We start from the raw sequence: 21,187 nt of genomic DNA, 5'->3' as shown, positions 1-21,187 counted from the left end.
CGAACCGCCCCTTCTTCAACTGCGTACTTTTTTCATTCGGCCTGTCACGACATATGTATTCGTCTTCGAGCGAAAGAACTGCCTCGCCCCATGATAAGTCGTGTACCAAAGATTGTTGATGACCTTAAACTCTCTTTCCTCTACATCGACGAAGATTACCGGATGATAAGAGGTTCCGAAAACTTCATCCTGCAATTCCACAACTCCGACTTCCTTCTGTTCATCCATCCACATCGTTTTCATATTTTTCATTGCGTTCCTACTCCTTCATTTACTACCAAATGTCCAATTTCTTTAGAAGTAATTATTGCAAAATTAAGACAATAAAACAATAGCGATTTGACAAAAAACAACTTCGTTCCACGAAATATAACACCCTGTGCAAACGCTTCAAATCAGTAAAAAAACCCCTTATCCTTCAGAGGATAAGGGGTATTTTTTATCACTTTACAGCGTTCAAACCCTTGTGAAATCAAGGGTGAAGGATTACAGCATGCAATGGTATGCACGAAAAAAATCGGAGGAAAAACACTCCTTCAATTCCGGAAAAAAACATCAGAAAAAAAGTTAAAAAAATAATTAACAAACTTTTTAAAGCAGCCTGGAAGCGATGAAAAACCGATGTTGTCTGACGTCTAAACACTTGTTATTACTCATTTCCTTGTGAATAGAGAGCAGCTCTTCTCTATATTTTTCCACTGTGAAATCAGGCACCTGCCAGGGTATGGCTTTCAAATAGTAGATCAGCGCTCCGATATCATAAAACCTCTGAGTCGGATGAGCTTCCCCTGACGCAATCAGTTCCCATTCAGGAGATTGAAAGGGTTTTTCAGCCGTTTGCAGGGACCACCCAGCGTACTCCTCATTAACAGGAACCTCCAATCGATCGTTTATGCCGGAACAATCCACCCCTCCTACTTGCTGCGTAAGAAATATCCCTCCAGGCTTCAATACACGCTTCACCTCTCCCAGGTCGTAAGAGTCGTGTTGATTCAGTACAAGATCGAAGCTTGCGTTTTCGAAGGGAAGCGTGTCATTCTCGACAGGAACCACCGTCACTCCGTGTGGCTCCAGTCGTTCTTTTGCCAGCGGGTAATTAGGTGCATGCCCCTCTGTCGCAGCCATATACAGCGGAAACGGAAGGAGCTTTTCCAAAAACTCGCCTCCCCCGGTCCCCATATCGAGTACAGCACGTGCGCCATGCAGGAAGTTCCTGGCCATCGATCCATACGACCATGGCAGCAGTCCGCTCTGCATTCTTCCTGCCCCGGTAATGTAAGAGAAATCCCATCCATGGAAAGGCCGGTCTACCTCTTTTAAATAATCATTAAAATTCATCTTTGCGCCTCCTCTATTATTTTGTGGACGATTCTATCCTCCAGGAGGTGCGCGTGCCCGCTGGTATTGTTATGTATCTGGTATTCGGCTGTACATAGATTCATCCCTTTCTATTAATTCGATAATGGATGGTGAGAAACGGAAAACCGAACATTCTCATCGTATGAACAGCACAGAGGACGCCGTTCTCTTCATGGCTCACGCGAAAATGCTCCGTCAGCGGCAGAACGATGGGGCGGCCGCGAACAATAAGGTACGTGCCGGCATCCGATTCCGGGTTCCCCTTTTCACTAGTGAGAACGAGCTCTTCCCTTTCCCTTCTCACCTCCAAGATGCCTGCCATTGCAGAAAATGGCAGCGGCAGAGAGATGTTCATGTACGTCTGCCCTCTGGATGTATGGGAAGCATACAAGGCGATAAACACCTCGGATTCATTGATCTTCCTTATCCAGGCACGAGTATTTTCTCTTCCATCTAAATTATCCGAGACAGAACGGATAGCCCCCGTCATTTCATACGTCTGCCTCGACAGCGGAAGGTTGATCTGCTTTGTCACGATACTGACGGCCCGGTAGAGAACAGCGAAGGGATAGAACCACCAATGCCAGCAGACACGGGAATATAACCGGTATTTATCGGTCTGCTCGTAAAAGGATACGATCTCCGGATGGACCTCCCCTTCTTCCCGTTCGGATACGTAGATCGAAAAATCGTCGACAAGGCCGCTGCAGGACCTTCCACCTTCCTTCCCTTTCAAAACATGCTCTCCAATCCGCCACCCTCCAGTTATGTTACTGACAGGAAAGCGAGGGACTTGGTACATGGAATCCGGAAAGGCGAGACTCCACCCCCACACTCCCGACAAGCCGAAAGCGACCATATTGATAACGCCGTGAAACATAATCATAAATTCGATGGTCACGACAAACTCATCCATGACTTGACTGAGAGCATAAGCAAGGGAAAAGAGAATCGTCACACCCAGCGAAGTAAAAGAAATCCGACACAACAGTTCCTGCATCCGATTTTTGAACGACGTCCTCCACGCTGTAGCGATAAGTGTATAAATACCAACGATATAAAGAAGGACAGAGGCTACCTCAAGGATAGGAGAAAAGGAAATGCCGAGCGCAAGCAAGATAGGGGCCGCCACGACGGACCATCCCGCGGTATAATAGGAACGCGATTTCCTCCTTCTGCCGAGAAGCCCGAGAAAGGTGAGCAGCATGAATCCCGCATAATGGAAGTGAATACTCGTCAGCCATGTAAGCAGAGGGTAAAAGCCGGTATCTATTTCCGCCACAAAAGCAAAGAACCAAAACCCTCCGATACCGAGATACACATACCCCACATCAAGGAAAAACTCTTCGACATGGGTAAACCCTCGCCGCACCATTCGGCGAACGCCATGAAAAGCGACGAGAATGGTAAAAATAAAATACAAAAGACCAAGAGCTGCATCCCACGGCATGTCCCCCGTCAACCGAAGAATGGCGACCATGACCACCGCGGTACCCGCTCCGTACAAGAGAAGCGGGGATTTCCCCTCTTCCGGCCGCCTGTTTGAAAGGAGGAGAGGGACATAAATCATTTGTGCGGCGGTAAGAATCGAATAGTACCACGGATCTGCGGAAAAGAAGGCGGCTAAAAGAAACAGCAGCGTTGAGACAACCAACCAAGGCTTCATTCCCCCGTCACCTGCCTTCTCCTGCAGTATTTCGCAGTCGGCACGTCTTTACTGAACGAAAACCCCAGGAAAGAAAGCGCGAAAAGAGCCAGATTGAAAGTTAACGGGTTAAATGGCTGTGTCAGCGATTCCGGGGCAGCCGTGACGGCTCCAATTGTCAATAGTGGAAAAGCAGCTGTCTGAGCGGCGAACAACCAGCGCTTCCTTCGGCATAGCAACCAAAGAAGACCGATGACGACTTCGCCAATTCCGATCGCAGACATGACCCGGTGAGCCACGGCTTCTCCAATGGGTAGAACAGATGTCAGCATCGCCAGTTCCTGAGGATGCTGGAAAATCAGTTTTGGTACAAGCCCGTGATAGATCCAAATAAAGCTGAATAGGATGGCGGAAAGCCATGTAACGAAAAAATTTCGATACTGCACTTCCGGCACTGTCCCTTTTTCCAGCCACCTCTTCAGGACATCGAAGCTGAGTGCCGTCGCCCAGCCGATTAAAGGGCGGAAGCACAACCTGTCGAACAGCCGGCCTGCTGCCCCGAAATTGGTCGTATAATCATAGCGGGTGAGGAACGTCACCCCTCCGTCTTGCCTCGGCACATACTTCCAAAAACCCCGCCCCTCCCGAATGATCGAACGTTTCTGTTCTGTACCGAAGTGGAGCGAAGATGTCCGTGCACCATCTTTCCCCTCCCTCGCTGCCACACTCTTCCCCCATCCTGCAATATCGAGGCCGAAGCCTATTCTCGTCTTGTATGTAAATCTCTGAGGAGACCCTTGCGCTTTCGGAAGATAAGTAATAGAAGAAAAGCGCAGATCCCAACGTTCATGAACAGAAGGTTCCTGGCTTGCTTTCCACAGGTCATCCATAGAGGTACGGATTGGTATTTCTACATAGATTGATTTCTTCTTCATCTTCATCACCTCAAGATTGTGAAATATAGCACATACTCATTATTCCAAACTTTGAAAGCGATGACAATATGGAAAGAAGAAAAGATACCTCGTTAAAGGTATCTTTTCAGATTGGTGAGAAACATAAGAGGTTTAAAGAACCGTTTCCTTCACAAATATAATATCGCTGTAACTATATATCTAATTAGGAACGGAAAATTTCAGCGAACGGACGGGAGCATGCCCTCTCCACCCGACATTAATTCTTCACCGTTTATTCGATCCGTGCAGCATGCGGTTCGTCCGATGCGTGCCGTATTTATCTTTCAACTCCAGCCGCTTCAATTCGCGCTTGAGCTTATTATAGCTCTTCAGACGACCTTCCGACAGCTCGCCGGAATCTATCGCCGCCCGCACCGCGCATCCGGGTTCGCTTTCATGTCTGCAGTTGCGGAACTTGCAGCTGTTCCCAAGAGCGTCTACATCGCTGAACGTTTGGTCGAGGTCTGCATCTTCGCCCCACAGCTGCAGTTCACGCATGCCCGGTGTATCGATCAGGTACACTCCACCGGGGATTTCAAAGAGTTCCCGGTGTGTCGTCGTATGACGGCCTCGCCCATCCTCTGAACGCACGGACTGGGTGTGCTGAACGGCTTCCCCCATAAGGGCGTTCGTTAACGTAGACTTGCCGACACCGGAAGACCCAATCAGAGAGACGGTCTCGCCGGGACGGAATGACTGCCGGATTTGCTCTATACCGGCACCGCTGAGGCTGTCTACGGCATAGACGGGGACACCGGGAGCAACCTGCTCCACTTCTCTCGTCTTTCCGTCCGGATCGCTGCATAAATCTTTTTTCGTACAGACGACGACAGGACTTGCCCCGCTTTCATATACCTGCTGGACGTAGCGCTCGATCCGTCTCACGTTAAATTCAAGCGTCATGGCGGTGACGATGAATACCGTGTCCACGTTCGCCGCTATCACCTGTTCGTCGTGTCCTGTTCCCGCTTTCTTTCGCGAAAGAACCGTCTTCCTCTCCAGGACCCTCTGGATGATTCCCCTGCTTCCGTTCTCATACGCCTCAAAAATGACCCAGTCACCGACCGCAGGGTAATCGCTGTCATGAAGAGCGGTATGATGAAAACGTCCTGCCACTTCTGCTCTGACATCCCCGTTTCCAGACGCCAGTGTGTACAGACCGCGTGTATGGCGTACGACTCTCCCTGCATGCTCTTCTTCCTTCACTTGCTCTTGAAAAAATTTATTAAAATCTGTCCGTTCCATTCGATTCCTCCTAAGGTAAGGAGGACGTCAGAAGTGATGTCCTCCTTTTGTATATGGGTGGGTGTAAGTTACGTTAAATGGCTTTGTCGTTTTCATAAAACATCACTCCTGACTTATTTGGTTCCTTTATTATATCAGAAAACGTTGGAATGGAGGCAATTTTCTGATATCATCCACGAGCCACCGCTTTTTTCGCAGAAACAGCCGCAAACGTGATCGTGATTGCACAGGCGATAAGGATGGCGATAACTCCTTTCATCAGATCCCCGAACACCCAGCCGTCAATCATCACCGTCCGCATGCTTTCAAAGACATACGTCGTCGGGTTGATGGCAGCGGCTACCTTCAGCCACTGCGCTTCGATAAGGTCGTACGGTACGAATGTCGTGCTCAGGAAGATGAGCGGAAAGAAGATGAAGGTTCCCGCCTGAGACGCCTGTGCATTCTTCGTTCTTAACGCGACCCCCGCCGAATAGCCGGCAAAAGCAAGCCCCCACCCGATAGCAATCAACAAGACAAACAGCATGCCGAGAAAACCTGTCTTCACCTCAAGCCCCATCAAGAAGGCGATTCCGAAGATCAATACTGTCTGAACAAGAAGCTGGAGCATTCCTGCAATGATGGGTCCGAGCACGATTGCAAGTCTTGAAGCCGGCGTCAGCAGAAGCCTGGAAAAGAAGCCGTTCTCAATATCTTTGACGATTCCCTGCCCTGCCCCGCCTGCGCCTCCGATTGCCGCTGAAACGATGGATACAGGAAGAATGAATGCTAAATAATTGGCTCCTTCGAAGGTAGGAAGCTGGGAGATCCCGCTTAACCCTCCGTCATAGACGAGCAGGAAAAAGACAGAAATGATTAAGTTCGGAATGAAAGAGAACGGATTACGGATCGTCGTCTTAATACTGCGTACAGTGAGCAGCCATGTATCTTTCCATACATTATTACCCATGTGCTCTCTCCCCTTCTTCCTTCTGCTCTTTCGTGATCTTCAGGAAGATATCATCCAACGTCGGAGAAGAAAGTTGGATGTCATCCACTGCGATCCCCTCCTGATCGAAGATACGGACGACTTCCAGCAGCTGTTTCGTCCCTTCTTCTACGTATATCAGTAAATTTCCGTCCTTCCTGATGACATCGTTCTGTTCCAACCGGTCATGAAGAATAGCTTGGGCGGCTTCCTCCTGATTGGAGTCCTTCAACCGAAGAGTAATCAAATCATCCCCGATCTGCTGCTTCAATTCCTTCGGTGTCCCGGTAGCGACGATTTCCCCCTTGTTAATGATGCTGAGCCGGTCAGCGAGATTATCCGCTTCCTCCAAATATTGTGTTGTAAGGAAGATTGTCGTCCCGTTCTCTTCATTTAAGCGGCGGAGTTCTTCCCAAATGGCGATCCGATTTGATGGATCAAGCCCGGTCGTCGGTTCATCCAGAAAAAGAATTTTTGGTTCATTGACAAGTGTCAGCGCCAAGTCAAGGCGCCTGCGCATCCCGCCGGAGTAGTTGCCTACACGACGCTCGGCTGCGTCTTCCAACTGCACAATCTCCAAGAGTTCCCTCGCGCGCTTCTTCCCGTCCTGTTTGCCAAAACCGAAAATATAAGACTGTAGTTCTAAAAGCTCTCTTCCGGTCAAATCAGGATCTACTCCCGTTTCCTGGAGAGCAACGCCGATGTAGCGTCTCACCTCTTCCGGTGCACGTATGACATCGTGACCTGCAACCGTAATGTTACCGGAGGATGCATTGATGAGCGTTGTCAATATTTGTACCGTTGTGGATTTACCCGCACCGTTCGGTCCGAGAAATGCAAAAAATTCTCCTTCTTCCACTTGGAAGGAAACGTCTTTCACCGCGGTGACATTTCCCTTCTTGAATGTTTTCGACAAATGCTCTACTTCTATTCTTCCATTCATAACAAACCCCTCCATCCTTCTTTGCCTATTCCTTCATCTTTATCCTTATACCCCGTTCCGCATACATATGAGCCTGGGGGCATTTATTTCGAAGTAAAGGTTTGATGTTTTTATAGAGCGGGTATAAACAACTTCACAACACAAGTTGGAAACCGCAAAACTAGACGGTTTTCGCTCTTGTCCCATACCTCCCACCCATGATAAGATATAAAAACACTTAATTTTCTGACAACATTAATTTACAGGAGGTGACAGTCATGGGATTATTGGAATTATATCCATGGATCGCACCTGTACTCCTACTGGTGAGTATCGCGACCCTGTTCGCGTCCTACTTCAGTTTGAAGTCCAGGAAATATATGATCTTTACAGCACTGGGAATGGTGCAGACTTTTATCAGCCTTAACTTCGCGACGACCGTCGGACCGATCCTCTTCGGTATCGGCCTCATCCAGTTTTACGCTGGTTTGGTGAATATAAAAAGGGTGAAAGCTATGAGACATGAGTAATCATGTTCTTATAGACCTTTCACCCTTTTTTCAATATAGAAGCATAGATGCCCGATTGTAGGAAAATAGTTGAATTCTTCGCCTCTTGGAATGTCACTCTCCGGATGAGGCTCGATATTCCAATAAGCAAGCAGGCTTGCGAATGTTTCTAAAAATTTCCCTTTATTATACTTATATAACTCAGGGACGCAGATGTTTGTAGTCAAGTGCTCGAACGGTTCCTCATACTGAGGTTCGATATACATATGTACATAATGAACCACACTTTTATAAATTGCGACAGTCGTCCGTTCATCCTGAAAAGACCGTCCTTTTTTCTTCTTTTGATAATCTTTGAAATTGTACACTTCCGCCATCCTATCCGACCTCCCCATACAATAGTATAGTACAATAATTCTTTCAAAAAGGACAATCTCCTGCATGACTGCAATATATTCCTACCCCTGCATGCTTTTATGGTATTCTTAAATCAAGATCCCACGAAAGGGAGAGGAGATCCAAGTATGAGGAAATGGTTGTCGATTCTTTTCCTTCTCCTCCTGATCATTGCAGGCTGCAGCTGGACAGGCAGTGCCGGGGAAAAAGGTTCGGACTCCGCTGCAGGCGGTGACTCGAAGGAAGAACAGGAAGAATCAATCAAACTTGATGTGGACGGCACAACTTACATAATAGAGCAGGATAATTTCCCTATTCTTTGGCAGTTCATCCACTCTTCAGGAAACACGGAGGCTGCAATAGAAGGGCTGCATTATCAGGAGGTAACGGAAGACCGTTATCTTATAGATTTTGCATGCCGGGAAGACGTCTGCTCCCATTTATTGATCAGCTTTGAAGACGAAGTATCTTACCTTCTGAGCGATTTAAGCGAACGGGAAAGCATAGAATTATCTCCGGAGGGAGGGTATGCGGCCTTCCTTTTCTCCCGTGACGTCAATGGAGAAAAGAAACACCAGATGACCGTTGTGGATATGGCTTCCCTCAATCCTATGGAGCTGGAAACCGCCGATGAATACTTACTTCCCAGACCGGATCAGTACCAATATGCGATTGATTCTGTTACTTTTATGGAAGAAACGCTCATTCAAATGAAAAGCGAATCCATTCCGGAAGAACCCGGACGCGAAAGCGTAACTTCGCTATGGAAGTATGGAAAGGAATAAGGAGGAACACAAAAATGAACGAAACTTTAGAAACGATTTTGAATCATAAATCCATCCGCAAATTCAAAGATATTCCGCTGACCGGCGAGCAGTTGAACACCATTATCGCATCTGCTCAGCAGGCTTCGACTTCCAGCTATATGATGGCGTATTCCATCATTGGCGTCACGGATGAAACGAAGAAAGCACAGCTGGCGGAGATCACCGGACAATCGTACGTGAAGGATAACGGACACCTGATGATTTTCTGTGCCGATCTGCACCGCCACACTCTTCATGCGACAGAAGACCAATATGAAGAAATGGTGGAAAACCTGGAGAACAGTGAACACTTCCTTGTGGCAGCGATCGATGCAGCACTGGCCGCTCAGAATGCTGCCATTGCAGCAGAATCGATGGGACTTGGTATTTGTTATATCGGCAGTATCCGAAACCAATTGAATAAAGTAGATGAAATACTTGATCTTCCTAAACACGTTCTTCCATTGTTCGGCATGGTATTCGGCACGCCGGATGCTGAACCGGATAAGAAACCCCGACTGCCGAAAGAAGCCGTTTATTTCGAAAATACCTATCAGAAGGATCACAAGGAGAAACTTGCCGAGTTCGATGAAACGATTGCCGCTTATTACGCAGGCAGACAGACGAACAACCGCAGCGATTCGTGGACAGACCAAATGCTGCGCCGTTTCACGAAGCCGATCCGGATGGACGTTACCGGCATCGTGAAGAAGAAGGGCTTTAACAAACAATGAAAATAGAGGAAGTAAGAAAGGTTCTGGATGAGGCAGAACGAGTTGTCGTCTTAACAGGTGCCGGCGTCTCGACGGCAAGCGGCATACCGGATTTTCGTTCTTCTCAAGGGCTGTGGACAGAAGACCATTCCCGAGAGTACTACATGTCCGCTGATTATTTCCACCAGAACCCGCAGGACTTCTGGAACAAATATAAAGAGATCTTCCGGCTTAAACTGCTCCAGGACTACGAGCCTAATGATGTGCATCACTTCCTGAAACAACTGGAAGCGGGCCGTCGTGTTTCCATCATTACGCAAAATGTAGACGGGCTGCATGAACGTGCAGGCAGCACGGACGTGCTGGAATACCACGGGACGCTTGGAAGCTCCAGCTGCACACAATGCGGGAACGCTTACCCGGTTGAATCGATCCGGGAAGCTGTCCTTCCCTCCTGCATCTCCTGCGGAAGTGTGCTTCGACCCGACGTTATGCTGTTCGGTGACCCGATCACGCTTCATGAAGAAGCGGAAGCACGGATTGAACAGGCAGACGTGCTGCTTGTCATGGGAACGTCCCTTACGGTCACCCCTTTTAGTCTGCTTCCGTATACGGCAGCGGGGAATCCCCGCATCACGACGGTCATCATCAACCGGGAAGCAACCGGCCATGATCACCTTTTCGATTATGTCATCCACGGGGACTTAACGGAAGTGCTGCGGGCTTTAAAGAATAAGGGATGATAGAAAGAGAGGCTCAGAGTAGATCCATACTCTGAGCCTTTTTGCTTTCCCGGACAAGCATCCTTCAGGTCGTTTCGTTCTATTTCGATTATACTACACAAATGTAAGGGTTTCCACAGCTATATTAATAGGAAAGAACACGATTTCCTATAAGCTTTGTCACTTTTTGCAGAAAGGCTTCCAGCGACACCGTTTCGGACTCTTTTTGTCCGTAGATCCGTACGTTCAAGGAGTGATTGTCTCTCTCCTCATCTCCTACGACGATGATATACGGTGTTTTACTCATTTGAGCATTCCGCATTCGATAGCCGAGTTTCTCTTCTCTTGCGTCCACCCCTGCTCTTATTCCTGATCTTTTCAAGTGTTCGATGACACGGCCGGCATATGCCTCATGGGCAATAGGCGATACGGGCAGCACTTTCACCTGTTCTGGGGCCAGCCAGACGGGAAATGCTCCGGCGAAATGTTCAATTAAAATGCCAAGGAAGCGGTCAATGGAGCCGAATACGGCGCGGTGCAGAACGACTGGACGGACTTTCGCTCCCGTTTCATCTACATAAGTGAGATCAAATTTCTCGGGCATTTGAAAATCAAGCTGGACGGTTGCACACTGATGGCTTCTCTGCAGCGCATCTTTAATATGAATATCGATCTTCGGTCCATAAAACGCACCGTCGCCTTCATTAATCACGTAATCATTCGGCAGGCGGTCCAATACGGATTTCAATGCTTCCTCCGCTTGGTTCCACATCGCATCCTCCCCCATCGACTTCTCCGGACGAGTGGATAACTCAACAGTATATTCAAACCCGAACGTGCGGTACACCTCGTCGATCAACCGGAGAGCAGAAGCAATTTCATCTTCGACCTGATCCGGTCGGACAAATATATGCGCATCATCCTGACAAAAGGACCGCACCCGGAGAAGCCCATTCAACGCGCCGCTGTATTCATGACGGTGCACCTGCCCGAACTCAGACATGCGGATCGGCAGGTCACGGTACGAATGAAGCTGATTTTTGAAAATCAACATATGGCCCGGGCAGTTCATCGGTTTCATAGCGAACGTCTGATCATCCACTTCCGAGAAGTACATGTTCTCCTTATAATGATGCCAGTGCCCAGACTGCTTCCAAAGGCGCTGATTCATCATAAGAGGCGTCCGGACTTCCTCATAGTCGTGTGCCTCTTGAAGACCGCGCAGAAATCCTTCCAGTTCGTTCCTGATTATTTGACCGTTCTTCGTGTAAAAAGGCATGCCGGGAGCTTCTTCCGAGAAGAAGAAAAGATTGAGTTCCTTCCCGAGCTTCCTGTGACTGCGACGCTCTGCCTCTTCCAGAAGGGCTGAGTGTTCATCAAGCTCTGCCTTTGTCGGGAAAGCTTTACCGTACACCCGCTGCATCATCGGCTTCTCCTTATCCCCCTGCCAATAAGCTCCCGCAACATTCGTAAGCACAAAGGCACCGACCCATTTTGTGGACGGAACATGGGGTCCTCGGCACAAATCGACGAATTCCCCTTGTCGATAAATAGAAATCCCCTCGTCATCCGGCACCCGGTCGATCAGCTGTTCTTTGTATGGATCCCCTGCAAACAAGGCATCCGCCTCCTCTCTCGTCATCGATTCCCTTGTTACCGGGTAATTTTCCTCTATGATTTTTTTCATTTCTTTTTCAATTACAGGAAGATCTTCTTTCGTCAGCATGTGATCCATGTCGATATCGTAAAAGAACCCATTCTCTGTGACCGGTCCAATGCCGAGGTGGACGTCCCCGTAGAGCCGCCTGATCGCTTGGGCAAGCACATGGGCGGCCGTGTGACGCATCATTTTCACGAATGCCTCTGACTTTGAGTCCAGCAGTTCGATGGCCGCATCTTCAACAATCGGACGTCGGTAGTCATACAACTCCCCGTTGACCGTTCCACCGACAGACCGCTTTTTAAGACTCGGGCTGATTGAATCCGCAATTCCTTCAAGCGTGATGCCACTTTCGAATTCCTTCTTTTTTCCGTCTGGAAAAACGATTTCCACGTTTGAGTGCTTCATAACAAATCTCTCCTTTTTTTGTATAAAAAAAACGCACCTCATCCCGATAAAGGGACGAGTGTGCGCTCGTGGTTCCACCCAGTTTCCCGTCTTCGTTGAAGACGGCTCTCTGACAGCTTGTAACGCAGCAATACGGCACGGCATTGGCCTCCGCGCGGCTCGGAGGTGGTAAGGAACAGCCCGGCATCGAGGAAGTTCTCAGCATACCCTTCCCTCTCTGTCGATCGTCAACGGTTCCCTTTTGTCCTCTTCTTCGCTTTTTCCGTAAATAAAAAAACACGCATCCCTCACAGTAAGGGACGAGTGTTCGACTCGTGGTTCCACCCAAATTCCCGTCACATAAGTAACGGCTTCGGCTGCATTAACGGTGCAGATCCGGCATGGCATTATCCTCCATGCAGCTTCGAGGTGGTAAATGGAGACGGCGCATTCCAGGAAGCTCTCAGCTTGTGCTTCCTTCTCTGTGGACCGCTGTACCCCACCGTTTGTCCTCATCACGGCTGTTGCCTATCGAATTGATATACACTTTATACCAAAAGGAAAATCCAGTCAACCACTTTTTGCAGATTTTTCCGCTTCGAGTCCGAGGACGGCCCCCATGTACTGGGAGGCGGTCGTGAAGCAGATGTACGCACACAGTTCACTGATTTCTGCATCATTGAATACATCCCGTAAGACTTGGAAGAGCGAATCCGGAACCATGCCGCGATAGACGGTGAACACTTCTGCGAACCCCGCAGCGACAGCAGTCCGTTCGTCATACTCGGAAGGATCCGGCTTTCCTTTCGCCTTACAATATTCACAGCCGTTCTTCTGTGCGAGCACCCGCCGTACCTGCTCCTTCAATGCTGCGGACAGTTTTCCCTCCTCCATAAGACAGGTACCTAAGCTGCTCCACGCTTTCATCGCAGCGGGCTGATGTCCTAATAATCGTTCAAATGGTGTCGTTCCTTCTGATGCAAAATTAATTCTTGGCATTTCCTCTCCCCCTTGTCATAATCATAAGAGAAATACACGGATCTAACCATTACATAATAGAAGCAATACTGAGGAATACCTTACATTCACAAATGAATTCGAGAGGATGCTATCCAAATGAAAATCGATGACATAGATAAGCAGATTTTAAATGAATTGCAGAATGACAGCCGCCTTTCCATGAGAAAGCTCGGCGGGCGTATCGGCATGTCCGCGCCGGCTGTCAGTGAGCGGATCAAGCAGATGGAATCGTTCGGCATCATCAAGGGGTACGGGGTACGGATCGATTACGCAAACGCCGGTCTGCCGATCTGCTGCATCATCGAAGTGACGGTCCGTGACGGACAGTACGAACGCTTCCAAAACAGAATCATGAAGCGGAAAGACGTCTCCTCCTGTGAACGAATCGCCGGCCGGGCCTGCTATATGTTGAAGCTCCATGTCAGCGAGCTGATAGAAATAGAAGCGTTCATCAACGAGTTCGCCGATATCGCTCATACCGTGACGAACATCGTATTCTCCCAAGTGGAAACATCTATAAGCCTCTGATCGATAGAAAAAAAGAGCAGCCGTCATCGGCTGCTCTCTACCTGTTCCGTCCTTCTTCCGTCAAGCGGTTCACCTGCTTCATTGGTCTTCGTTCTGCAGTTCGATCTGCTCCGATTCCCCGTCCCAATCAATCGTAAAGACGATGTCGTCGTCAGCTTCGTTGACGGCACAGCCTGAGCAGCCCCCTCCGGAATATTGAAACGCCCCGTCTTCTAGCAAGGCCCCTGTTCGGGAAGACTCTCCGGCCGGGGTATCCAAATAGTAATCGACCGTGGAAGGAGCTTCCCCATCCCCGATGTAGCGGATCTGCAGGGACGATGTCTGCCTGTCTTCCCCTGTCACCTCCGCCTGGAAGCGGACATCCCAGAAATCACCCGTTCCTTCAAAACGGTGTGTTTCCTGGGAACAGCCGAGGAGAAGAAGAAAAAACGCGAAGACCCCTACTGCTTTTTTCACACGATCCCTCCTCTTTTGACACTATTATAACAGATTATGGAATATTTAACGTTTTATGAGAGGGTATTAGGAAACCCGGCAGCGGATCTCCCTGTCCGTAAAACAGCCGGCACTTGAAATGCGGATGGAAATACAAAGGAAGAAGACCCTTTTATGCAAACGAGCCAAAAGGGTCTTCTTCTTATTGTTCCGTATCCTTGGTCACTAATTTAAGTGGAACCGGAATGTATTCTTCTACTTTCTCTCCCTGCAGGACATCAAGCCCTGCTTCTACAGCAAGGGAGCCGATCTCCTCCGGCTGCTGGGCTACTGTCGCTGACAAATTCCCCTGTTCGATGCTGGAGAGAGCGTCCTCGTTTCCATCAAATCCTACGACAAGCACATCCCTGCCGGAGCTCTTGATTGCTTGGTACGCCCCGAGCGCCATTTCATCGTTGTGAGCAAATACAGCCTTAATATCCGGGTTTCCCTGGATCAGGTTTTCCATGGTATCCAGGCCTTCCGTCCGGTCGAAGTTCGCCGTCTGCTTTGCGACGACGTCCAGCTTCTCATCTGCAACATGGTGGAAGCCGGCACCGCGTTCCCTCGTCGCGGATGCTCCCGGCACGCCTTCAAGTTCTGCTACTGCCGCACCTTCGCCAAGCTGCTCGACGATGTATTCCCCGGCCATCTCGCCGCCCTTTTCGTTATCCGAGCTGACGAGCGTCTCTACGTCCCCTTTTTCAGAAGAGCGATCGAGTGTGATGACAGGTATACCGATGCTGTTCGCAGACTGCACGGCTGTTGAAATAGCCGCAGAATCCGTCGGGTTGATCAAGAGCACATCGACACCCTGCTGGATCAAATCTTCGACGTCACTGATCTGTTTCGCCGCATCGTTCTGTGCATCGACCGTCAACACGTCCATTCCTTCTGCCTCCGCTTTCTTCTCCACACCGTCTTTCATAGATACGAAGAACGGGTTATTTAACGTCGAAACGGACAAACCGATTGTGATATCATCCATATCTGTCTTATTTCCAGGCTTTGCCCACTCCGGCGGCTGCAGCGAACAAGCACCGAGAAAGATGAGCGAAAAGCCGATGACTATCATCCATAATTTCTTCATACGATTTCCCTCCTATGCTGCTTTCTTGCGATCGATCAATACGGCGATGATAATGACGATTCCTTTGACGACCATCTGGAAGAAGGACGAGACGCCGAGCAGGTTGAGCCCGTTGTTCAATGTTCCGATGATCAAGGCGCCGATCAACGTCCCGACAATCAATCCACGCCCCCCGGATAAACTTGTCCCGCCGAGTACGACGGCTGCAATCGCATCCAGTTCGTAAGACGTACCCGCCGTCGGCTGCGCGGAATTCAGTCGGGAGGTAAGAATCGCCCCCGCCAATGCGGACAAAAGGCCGGCAAGGGAATAGATCATGATTTTCATCCGGGAAACGTTGATCCCAGAGATCCGTGCTGCCTTTTCATTTCCGCCGATCGCATACGTCCTTCTTCCGAACGGTGTCTTATGCAGAATCACCCATAAGACGAGAAAAGCTAGAAGCATCGTGATCGCCGGTACCGGAATACCGAGGAAGTAGCCCCTTCCGAACAGCTGAAACGCATAGCTGTCTCCGAGCCCTGTAATCGGGTTCCCGTCGGTGTAAACAAGGGTCAAGCCGCGGAACATGGTCATCGTAGCAAGTGTCGCGATAAACGGAGCCATTTTCCCTTTCGTAATTAACAGCCCATTGACCATACCCATTACGGCGCCGAGCAGACAGCCGATCAAAATGGCAAGGATCGGGTCCATGCCGGACACCATCATCCCCGCCATCAAAGCACTCGATAAAGCAAGGATGGACCCGACGGACAGGTCGATCCCTCCTGTCAGAATGACGAAGGTCATGCCGTAAGCAATTAATGCATTAATGGCAACCTGCCTTAATAAATTCAATAAGTTCAATGGTTCTAAAAAGCTCGGATTAATTATTGAAACGGTCGCCATCAATACGATCAGACCGAGCAGCGGTCCGAGCTTCTGGATGAAATTCCCGATATGGTTCGTTTTGACTGCGTTATCCATGTACATGACCTCCTGTAGCCAATGTCATTATTTTTTCCTGATCGGCATCTTCTCTGCCCAATTCTCCTGCGATTTCTCCTTCATGGACGACGAGAATCCGGTCGCTCATACCGAGCACTTCCGGAAGCTCCGAAGAGACCATGATGATGGCTACTCCCCTGTCCGTCAGTTCGTTCATCAACTGGTAGATTTCCCGCTTCGCGCCGACGTCGACCCCTCTTGTCGGTTCATCGAGAATCAATACTTTCGGCCCGATTCCGATCCATTTCGCGATGACGACCTTCTGCTGGTTTCCTCCGGAGAGGTGGTTCGCCGGCGTTTCCGAAGATTCTGTTTTGATGGTCAGCCGCTTGATAAGGAGATCGACGAAATCCGATTCACTCTTCTCTTCGATCCGGCCGTACTTCGTAAAACTCGCCAAGCTGGGAAGAGCGATGTTATCTTTAATGGAAAAATCAAGGACGAGCCCTTCTTCTTTCCGGTCTTCCGTAATAAACCCGATGCCCTTGGCAACGGCCTCGGAAGGACGCCTGACGACAATCGGTTCCCCGTTCATGACGATTTCCCCGTCGTCTTTCTGATCGAGTCCAAAGATCGCCCGCATGATTTCGGTCCGTCCCGCCCCCATCAATCCTGCGACACCGACGATTTCGCCGGCTCGTATAGAAAAGTTGACATTTCGGAACGCTCCTGCCCGGGAAAGATTCTTTACTTCCAGCACCTTTTCTCCGACAGAAGGTTTTCGGGCAGGGAAACGATCCGTCAGTTCCCTGCCGACCATTTTCCGGACGACGTCATCGAAGTCCGTTTCCGGAATCGGTGTCGTATCGACGGTTTTTCCGTCACGCATCACCGTGATCCTGTCGCAAATCGTAAAGATCTCTTCCATCCGGTGGGAAATATATACGATGGATACCCCGTCTTGTTTGAGGGAACGGATGACCGCGAACAACTTTTCAATCTCTCTTTCTGTAAGCGCCGCCGTCGGCTCGTCCATGATGATCACTTTCGCATCCGTCATGAGCGCTTTGGCGATTTCGATCATCTGCTGCTCCCCGACGGAACACTCCCCTGCATCCTTGGTCAGCGGGATGGTGATCGCAAGCTTCTCAAATTGCTTTTCTGCAATCGCTTTCATTTTGTTCCTTCGAATTAAACCGAAAGATGTAACCGGTTCCTTATTGATAAATAAATTGTCAAGCACCGTCATATCCGGCCACACGTTCAGCTCCTGATGGATAAAGGCGACACCGGACTTCTCAGCTTCCTTCGGATTGGTGAAGGTATGCTTCTCGCCATTTATGATAATCGTACCTTCATCCCGTTTATGCAGCCCCGTCAATATGTTCATCAGAGTCGATTTTCCGGCTCCGTTCTCCCCCATCAGGGCATGGACTTCCCCGTCCCTGATTTCTATATCGACACCTTCGAGCACCTTATTTTTACCGAAGGCTTTATGAATGTTTTCCATACGTATGTGCATCGTATCCCTCCTTAAAAAGTGACGCCCGCATGAAGGATAGCATTCGCATAGGGCGTCGTTTCTCCTGTACGGATCACAGCTTTTGCATGCGCCGTCGCTTCCTTGAAAGCTTCGTGGGCCGTGTAGCGGATGGCCGGGAAGCTTGCGGCCATCTCTTGGTGCACCGCTTCATTGCCTGCGATTTCTTCTGCAAGCGTCACCTGTTCGATGACCATTTCCTCCTGCATAAGCTTAATGACTTCCAGAAAGGACGGCGTTCCTTCCCGGAGAGCCACATCGATTTTCCTTACACCATCCGGCACCGGCAGCCCGGCATCGGCAATCACAATCGTATCGGTATGGCCGAGATCTGCGAGCACCTTCGCAATATGACTGTTCAACATCCCCTTTTTCTTCATGACCGTAACGCCCTTTCCACTTCTTCTCTCGTCGGCATTCCGCCTTGCGCACCGAAGCCTGTTACAGAAAGCGATGCCGCACGATTAGCGAAGAGCAGTGCCGCTTCCATGTCCTGCTTCTCTGCAATAGCTGTTCCGAACGCCGCATTGAATGTGTCCCCTGCCCCTGTCGTATCGACGACCTGAACGGAGAAAGAAGGGATGAGCTTCTCTGTTGCGCCGTCATAGTAGCGGACGCCTTTTTCCCCTTCCGTGATGAGCAGTTTTCCAGGATAACGCTTTGTTACATCCTCCGGGTTGCCGCCGTCGAACAGCACGGCTGCTTCATGCTCATTCGGAGTAAGAAAAGCAGCCTGTTCGATGACTTCCGCCGGTATTTGCCTGGCAGGCGCCGGGTTGAGCAGCAGCGGGACCCCGATGTCGGCACTGATTTGAGCCATCGTCTCTACGGTTTCTTCCGGAATTTCCTGCTGGATCATTAGCAGGTCGCACGTTTGGAAAAAAGGAATCAGCTTCTCTACGTAATCCGGCGTCACGTGATCATTCGCCCCTTTAACGACGACGATGCTGTTGTCCCCCTCGGCCAAAATGATGTGAGCCGTTCCTGTCCTAGCATCTGTAACCGGTTCCACATAGTCCGTATGGACACCGTTTTCACGAAAATTAGTGAGAACAGCTTCCCCGTATGGATCTGTTCCGACGCAGCCGATCATATAGACATCAGCCCCGAGGCGAGCTGCCGCTACCGCCTGATTGGCTCCCTTGCCTCCAGGCACCGTTTGAAAAGATTCCCCCAAAACCGTTTCTCCTGCCGACGGCCTTTTTGCTGATGTTACTACGAGATCCATCGACGAACTGCCGATGACGGCAATTTTAGCTTTCTTCATCATGTGTTCCTCCTCTAGTCGTTTGTCTGTCTATAAATGCTACCGGCAGTTCGACTGCCGTTTCCGTTATGCTTTGTTTTTTAATTAATCGGATCAGAAGCTTCGCTGCCTCCCTGCCCATATCGTAGGCAGGCTGGCGGATTGTCGACAGTGGTGGATAGGCGAGACTGCTTTGTGGAATATCATCATAGCCGACCACCTGCACGTCTGCCGGAATCCGCTTCCCAAGGCGCAGAGCTTCATGGAGAATCGCAATTCCGACGATATCGTTACTCGCAATCACACCATCCGTGTCCGGGTGCACCCGGAACAGCTCTTCCGCCCAGCCTTTCGCTGCATCGAATGTGTAAGAGTCTGTCGACAGGACCGAGAAGTCAACTTCTGCCGACCCCAGCACCTCGAGCGCCCCCTGAAACCGCTCCATCGCAGGCTTGACGTGCGCCGGTCCTTTTATAAGCGTGATTTTTTTCGCGCCTCGTTCGACCAGCGCTTTTGCCGCCAGTCTGCCGCCTTCCCGTCCATCCGCATAAACGGACGGATAGGCACCGGAGGTACGGTCCATCAGCACAAGCGGAATCGATAAAGGCTCATAAATACCATCATCCGCCCTGTTGGTCGCGGAGATGACTCCGACGACGTTATTCTGCAGGAACGTTTGAATGTATTCCTGTTCTTTCTTCGCTTTCTCATCACTGTTCCCAAGGAGCAGACGAAACCCTTCGCGGGCCGCCTCGTCCTCGACACCTCTTGCCAGCTGCGGGAAGAACGGGTTCGTAATATCAGGAAGCAGCAGGCCGATCAGCCGCGATTCCCGCTTATAAAGAGATCGGGCTACTTCATTCGGACTGTAATTCAGTTTCGAGATCGCCTCCATCACCTTCTCACGCGTGTCGGCACCGACATATCCGTTGTCGTTCAACACACGGGATACGGTCGCGACAGAGACGCCGGCTTCCTTCGCTACATCTTTTATTGTAACCACGTCTTCACCTCATTTTATGTAACCGGTTACATAAAATGTAGCATACCCACTCAAGGAAAGCAACCTCCCTTTTTGCAAAAAAGAGCTTTCCTCTTCAAAAAATAAGGAAAGCTCTGTTCTTTTTATCAAAGGTCGAAGACGGCCTTAGCGTGGGCAGGCATTTGCTTCACATGAAGCAGGTAGTTCGTCATCGCCTCATCTTCTCCATCCGGATAATCGTACCCGCCCGCCCCGGAGACCTCCAGGCCGAGGAAGCGGAACAAATCTCCCATCGTAAAGAGAGCGGCCCATATATCCGGATAGCTGTCATCGGCGTATGTAGCCGCGTAGAGATTCCAATACGGATCCGGAAGCAGGCGTTTGAATTCGCTGCCCGCTTTTCCGACAGATAGGTCGAAGCCCATATCGAAACCGATCCACCAGGACACCATTTGGTTGAGCCTGCTGCGTATGATCTCTTCCATCATGAATTTCGCATAGGGCAGCTGATCCCGCCAAATCGCTTTCGCCACATTCTGCTGACACCACCAGAAGTCGTTGCAGCAAAGGTAGAATTCTTCCCTGTCCGGCTTTTGAATATGGTAATCCGTATCCGCAGATTCAGGAATTGTCGGAAGAATTCCGTCTTTATCGAGAATAGGCAGTGTCAGAGAATCCTGTCCATAGTTCGCTTCTGCATGCGCGATCGTTTCCAAATGGAGATCGATGCGGTTTCCGTCTTCCAACAGCATCAAGTACCCGTACCAATCCCATTCGTCTTGGTCCCTCCCCTTATCCGGCTCCTGCGCGATAAGAATCCGACCGAACCGATGGATCCACGAACCGTCTGCAAGAAACGAACCGATGTCCTTCACGACAAAAACAATATCATAATCCTGGAAAATATCCTTTTTCACATTGGGATTTGTTCTTGAACCATTCATATACACGGCACGGATCCGCTCATCCGCTTCGGCAATTCCATTAATCAGATTCATCATTTCCAATTCCGTCCTCACCTGTTATCCCTCCGTCCATTGATCCTAGTATATCTTTGACAGAAGGAACCTTTTTTCCTCTATCCGCTCCTTAA

General features: G+C 49.7%; 23 protein-coding genes. 5 read left to right on the top strand and 18 right to left on the bottom strand.

Features of this window, described 5'->3' with window-relative positions; translation table 11 throughout:
- Window positions 1–15: 15 nt before the first annotated feature.
- The 7 genes from QRD89_RS07790 to QRD89_RS07760 all read right to left on the bottom strand — a co-directional run bounded on the left by QRD89_RS07790 (window position 16) and on the right by QRD89_RS07760 (window position 7,115).
- On the bottom strand, window positions 16–252 hold the full coding sequence (locus QRD89_RS07790) for a hypothetical protein (protein ID WP_008638404.1): 237 nt from the start codon (window positions 250–252) through the stop codon (window positions 16–18).
- A gap of 339 nt (window positions 253–591) precedes the next feature.
- The gene (locus QRD89_RS07785; protein WP_286096688.1) at window positions 592–1,338 is read right to left on the bottom strand and encodes a class I SAM-dependent methyltransferase; all 747 of its coding nucleotides are present in this window, start codon (window positions 1,336–1,338) and stop codon (window positions 592–594) included.
- A gap of 100 nt (window positions 1,339–1,438) precedes the next feature.
- On the bottom strand, window positions 1,439–3,025 hold the full coding sequence (locus QRD89_RS07780) for a YndJ family protein (RefSeq protein ID WP_286096687.1): 1,587 nt from the start codon (window positions 3,023–3,025) through the stop codon (window positions 1,439–1,441).
- Window positions 3,022–3,939 (bottom strand): DoxX-like family protein, encoded by a 918-nt coding sequence (locus tag QRD89_RS07775; protein ID WP_286096686.1) that lies wholly within the window; start codon window positions 3,937–3,939, stop codon window positions 3,022–3,024. Before QRD89_RS07775 ends, QRD89_RS07780 begins: the two co-directional genes overlap by 4 nt.
- Window positions 3,940–4,185: 246 nt before the next feature.
- Window positions 4,186–5,205, bottom strand: coding sequence for a ribosome small subunit-dependent GTPase A (gene rsgA / locus QRD89_RS07770; RefSeq protein ID WP_286096685.1), 1,020 nt, complete (start codon window positions 5,203–5,205; stop codon window positions 4,186–4,188).
- 169 nt (window positions 5,206–5,374) lie between these two features.
- Window positions 5,375–6,154 carry an ABC transporter permease gene (locus tag QRD89_RS07765; protein WP_008638410.1) on the bottom strand — a complete coding sequence of 260 codons (780 nt, stop codon included), beginning with the start codon at window positions 6,152–6,154 and terminating at the stop codon, window positions 5,375–5,377.
- Window positions 6,147–7,115, bottom strand: a complete 969-nt coding sequence (locus tag QRD89_RS07760) for an ATP-binding cassette domain-containing protein (protein ID WP_008638411.1) — start codon at window positions 7,113–7,115, stop codon at window positions 6,147–6,149. The genes QRD89_RS07765 and QRD89_RS07760 overlap by 8 nt, the downstream gene beginning before the upstream one ends.
- Before the next feature lie 257 nt (window positions 7,116–7,372).
- Between QRD89_RS07760 and QRD89_RS07755 the strand changes: the two genes are divergently transcribed.
- Window positions 7,373–7,624 (top strand): hypothetical protein, encoded by a 252-nt coding sequence (locus tag QRD89_RS07755; RefSeq protein WP_008638412.1) that lies wholly within the window; start codon window positions 7,373–7,375, stop codon window positions 7,622–7,624.
- Window positions 7,625–7,632: 8 nt separating this feature from the next.
- Here the strand turns inward: QRD89_RS07755 and QRD89_RS07750 are convergent, their stop codons facing one another.
- Window positions 7,633–7,980 carry a hypothetical protein gene (locus tag QRD89_RS07750; protein WP_008638414.1) on the bottom strand — a complete coding sequence of 116 codons (348 nt, stop codon included), beginning with the start codon at window positions 7,978–7,980 and terminating at the stop codon, window positions 7,633–7,635.
- A gap of 147 nt (window positions 7,981–8,127) precedes the next feature.
- Between QRD89_RS07750 and QRD89_RS07745 the strand changes: the two genes are divergently transcribed.
- Genes QRD89_RS07745 through QRD89_RS07735 form a run of 3 tightly spaced genes read left to right on the top strand, consistent with a single transcriptional unit; the run spans window position 8,128 to window position 10,261 of the window.
- Window positions 8,128–8,784 (top strand): hypothetical protein, encoded by a 657-nt coding sequence (locus tag QRD89_RS07745; protein ID WP_286096684.1) that lies wholly within the window; start codon window positions 8,128–8,130, stop codon window positions 8,782–8,784.
- A 14-nt stretch (window positions 8,785–8,798) separates the two neighbouring features.
- Window positions 8,799–9,539 carry an oxygen-insensitive NADPH nitroreductase gene (gene nfsA, locus QRD89_RS07740; RefSeq protein ID WP_008638419.1) on the top strand — a complete coding sequence of 247 codons (741 nt, stop codon included), beginning with the start codon at window positions 8,799–8,801 and terminating at the stop codon, window positions 9,537–9,539.
- Window positions 9,536–10,261, top strand: a complete 726-nt coding sequence (locus QRD89_RS07735; protein ID WP_286096683.1) for an NAD-dependent protein deacylase — start codon at window positions 9,536–9,538, stop codon at window positions 10,259–10,261. The genes nfsA and QRD89_RS07735 overlap by 4 nt, the downstream gene beginning before the upstream one ends.
- 124 nt (window positions 10,262–10,385) lie before the next feature.
- Here the strand turns inward: QRD89_RS07735 and thrS are convergent, their stop codons facing one another.
- Together thrS and QRD89_RS07725 are read right to left on the bottom strand one after the other, a co-directional pair.
- Window positions 10,386–12,308 carry a threonine--tRNA ligase gene (thrS, locus tag QRD89_RS07730; RefSeq protein ID WP_286096682.1) on the bottom strand — a complete coding sequence of 641 codons (1,923 nt, stop codon included), beginning with the start codon at window positions 12,306–12,308 and terminating at the stop codon, window positions 10,386–10,388.
- Window positions 12,309–12,857: 549 nt separating this feature from the next.
- The gene (locus QRD89_RS07725) at window positions 12,858–13,286 is read right to left on the bottom strand and encodes a carboxymuconolactone decarboxylase family protein (protein ID WP_062513234.1); all 429 of its coding nucleotides are present in this window, start codon (window positions 13,284–13,286) and stop codon (window positions 12,858–12,860) included.
- 117 nt (window positions 13,287–13,403) lie between these two features.
- On the opposite strand from QRD89_RS07725, the gene QRD89_RS07720 reads away from it, so the two are divergent.
- Window positions 13,404–13,835: an Lrp/AsnC family transcriptional regulator gene (locus tag QRD89_RS07720; RefSeq protein ID WP_286096681.1), complete on the top strand. Its 432-nt coding sequence runs from the start codon at window positions 13,404–13,406 to the stop codon at window positions 13,833–13,835.
- A gap of 78 nt (window positions 13,836–13,913) precedes the next feature.
- Here the strand turns inward: QRD89_RS07720 and QRD89_RS07715 are convergent, their stop codons facing one another.
- From QRD89_RS07715 to QRD89_RS07680, 8 genes are all read right to left on the bottom strand, one after another.
- Window positions 13,914–14,291 (bottom strand): hypothetical protein, encoded by a 378-nt coding sequence (locus QRD89_RS07715; protein WP_286096680.1) that lies wholly within the window; start codon window positions 14,289–14,291, stop codon window positions 13,914–13,916.
- A 181-nt stretch (window positions 14,292–14,472) separates the two neighbouring features.
- The gene (rbsB, locus tag QRD89_RS07710; protein ID WP_286096679.1) at window positions 14,473–15,399 is read right to left on the bottom strand and encodes a ribose ABC transporter substrate-binding protein RbsB; all 927 of its coding nucleotides are present in this window, start codon (window positions 15,397–15,399) and stop codon (window positions 14,473–14,475) included.
- Between the two features lie 12 nt (window positions 15,400–15,411).
- Window positions 15,412–16,371 (bottom strand): ribose ABC transporter permease RbsC, encoded by a 960-nt coding sequence (gene rbsC, locus QRD89_RS07705; protein WP_051348869.1) that lies wholly within the window; start codon window positions 16,369–16,371, stop codon window positions 15,412–15,414.
- Window positions 16,358–17,848, bottom strand: a complete 1,491-nt coding sequence (locus QRD89_RS07700; RefSeq protein WP_008638431.1) for a sugar ABC transporter ATP-binding protein — start codon at window positions 17,846–17,848, stop codon at window positions 16,358–16,360. Before QRD89_RS07700 ends, rbsC begins: the two co-directional genes overlap by 14 nt.
- An 11-nt stretch (window positions 17,849–17,859) precedes the next feature.
- Window positions 17,860–18,246: a D-ribose pyranase gene (gene rbsD / locus QRD89_RS07695; protein WP_286096678.1), complete on the bottom strand. Its 387-nt coding sequence runs from the start codon at window positions 18,244–18,246 to the stop codon at window positions 17,860–17,862.
- Window positions 18,243–19,133, bottom strand: coding sequence for a ribokinase (rbsK, locus tag QRD89_RS07690; RefSeq protein ID WP_286096868.1), 891 nt, complete (start codon window positions 19,131–19,133; stop codon window positions 18,243–18,245). The genes rbsD and rbsK overlap by 4 nt, the downstream gene beginning before the upstream one ends.
- A complete protein-coding gene (locus tag QRD89_RS07685) occupies window positions 19,120–20,115 on the bottom strand; it encodes a LacI family DNA-binding transcriptional regulator (protein ID WP_026577585.1) in 996 nt (331 codons plus the stop codon). Before QRD89_RS07685 ends, rbsK begins: the two co-directional genes overlap by 14 nt.
- A 125-nt stretch (window positions 20,116–20,240) precedes the next feature.
- Window positions 20,241–21,113 carry an aminoglycoside 6-adenylyltransferase gene (locus tag QRD89_RS07680; RefSeq protein ID WP_286096677.1) on the bottom strand — a complete coding sequence of 291 codons (873 nt, stop codon included), beginning with the start codon at window positions 21,111–21,113 and terminating at the stop codon, window positions 20,241–20,243.
- Between the last annotated feature and the right edge of the window lie 74 nt (window positions 21,114–21,187).

Source organism: Halobacillus sp. ACCC02827, from assembly GCF_030291935.1.
GTDB lineage: Bacteria > Bacillota > Bacilli > Bacillales > Halobacillaceae > Halobacillus.
This window is presented reverse-complemented; position numbering and strand designations above follow the sequence as displayed.

Coding starts and splice junctions, on each gene's coding strand:
- QRD89_RS07790 (WP_008638404.1), bottom strand. CDS start 252: ATGAAAAATATGAAAACGATGTGGATGGATGAACAGAAGGAAGTCGGA.
- QRD89_RS07785 (WP_286096688.1), bottom strand. CDS start 1,338: ATGAATTTTAATGATTATTTAAAAGAGGTAGACCGGCCTTTCCATGGA.
- QRD89_RS07780 (WP_286096687.1), bottom strand. CDS start 3,025: ATGAAGCCTTGGTTGGTTGTCTCAACGCTGCTGTTTCTTTTAGCCGCC.
- QRD89_RS07775 (WP_286096686.1), bottom strand. CDS start 3,939: ATGAAGAAGAAATCAATCTATGTAGAAATACCAATCCGTACCTCTATG.
- rsgA (WP_286096685.1), bottom strand. CDS start 5,205: ATGGAACGGACAGATTTTAATAAATTTTTTCAAGAGCAAGTGAAGGAA.
- QRD89_RS07765 (WP_008638410.1), bottom strand. CDS start 6,154: ATGGGTAATAATGTATGGAAAGATACATGGCTGCTCACTGTACGCAGT.
- QRD89_RS07760 (WP_008638411.1), bottom strand. CDS start 7,115: ATGAATGGAAGAATAGAAGTAGAGCATTTGTCGAAAACATTCAAGAAG.
- QRD89_RS07755 (WP_008638412.1), top strand. CDS start 7,373: ATGGGATTATTGGAATTATATCCATGGATCGCACCTGTACTCCTACTG.
- QRD89_RS07750 (WP_008638414.1), bottom strand. CDS start 7,980: ATGGCGGAAGTGTACAATTTCAAAGATTATCAAAAGAAGAAAAAAGGA.
- QRD89_RS07745 (WP_286096684.1), top strand. CDS start 8,128: ATGAGGAAATGGTTGTCGATTCTTTTCCTTCTCCTCCTGATCATTGCA.
- nfsA (WP_008638419.1), top strand. CDS start 8,799: ATGAACGAAACTTTAGAAACGATTTTGAATCATAAATCCATCCGCAAA.
- QRD89_RS07735 (WP_286096683.1), top strand. CDS start 9,536: ATGAAAATAGAGGAAGTAAGAAAGGTTCTGGATGAGGCAGAACGAGTT.
- thrS (WP_286096682.1), bottom strand. CDS start 12,308: ATGAAGCACTCAAACGTGGAAATCGTTTTTCCAGACGGAAAAAAGAAG.
- QRD89_RS07725 (WP_062513234.1), bottom strand. CDS start 13,286: ATGCCAAGAATTAATTTTGCATCAGAAGGAACGACACCATTTGAACGA.
- QRD89_RS07720 (WP_286096681.1), top strand. CDS start 13,404: ATGAAAATCGATGACATAGATAAGCAGATTTTAAATGAATTGCAGAAT.
- rbsB (WP_286096679.1), bottom strand. CDS start 15,399: ATGAAGAAATTATGGATGATAGTCATCGGCTTTTCGCTCATCTTTCTC.
- rbsC (WP_051348869.1), bottom strand. CDS start 16,371: ATGTACATGGATAACGCAGTCAAAACGAACCATATCGGGAATTTCATC.
- QRD89_RS07700 (WP_008638431.1), bottom strand. CDS start 17,848: ATGCACATACGTATGGAAAACATTCATAAAGCCTTCGGTAAAAATAAG.
- rbsD (WP_286096678.1), bottom strand. CDS start 18,246: ATGAAGAAAAAGGGGATGTTGAACAGTCATATTGCGAAGGTGCTCGCA.
- rbsK (WP_286096868.1), bottom strand. CDS start 19,133: ATGAAGAAAGCTAAAATTGCCGTCATCGGCAGTTCGTCGATGGATCTC.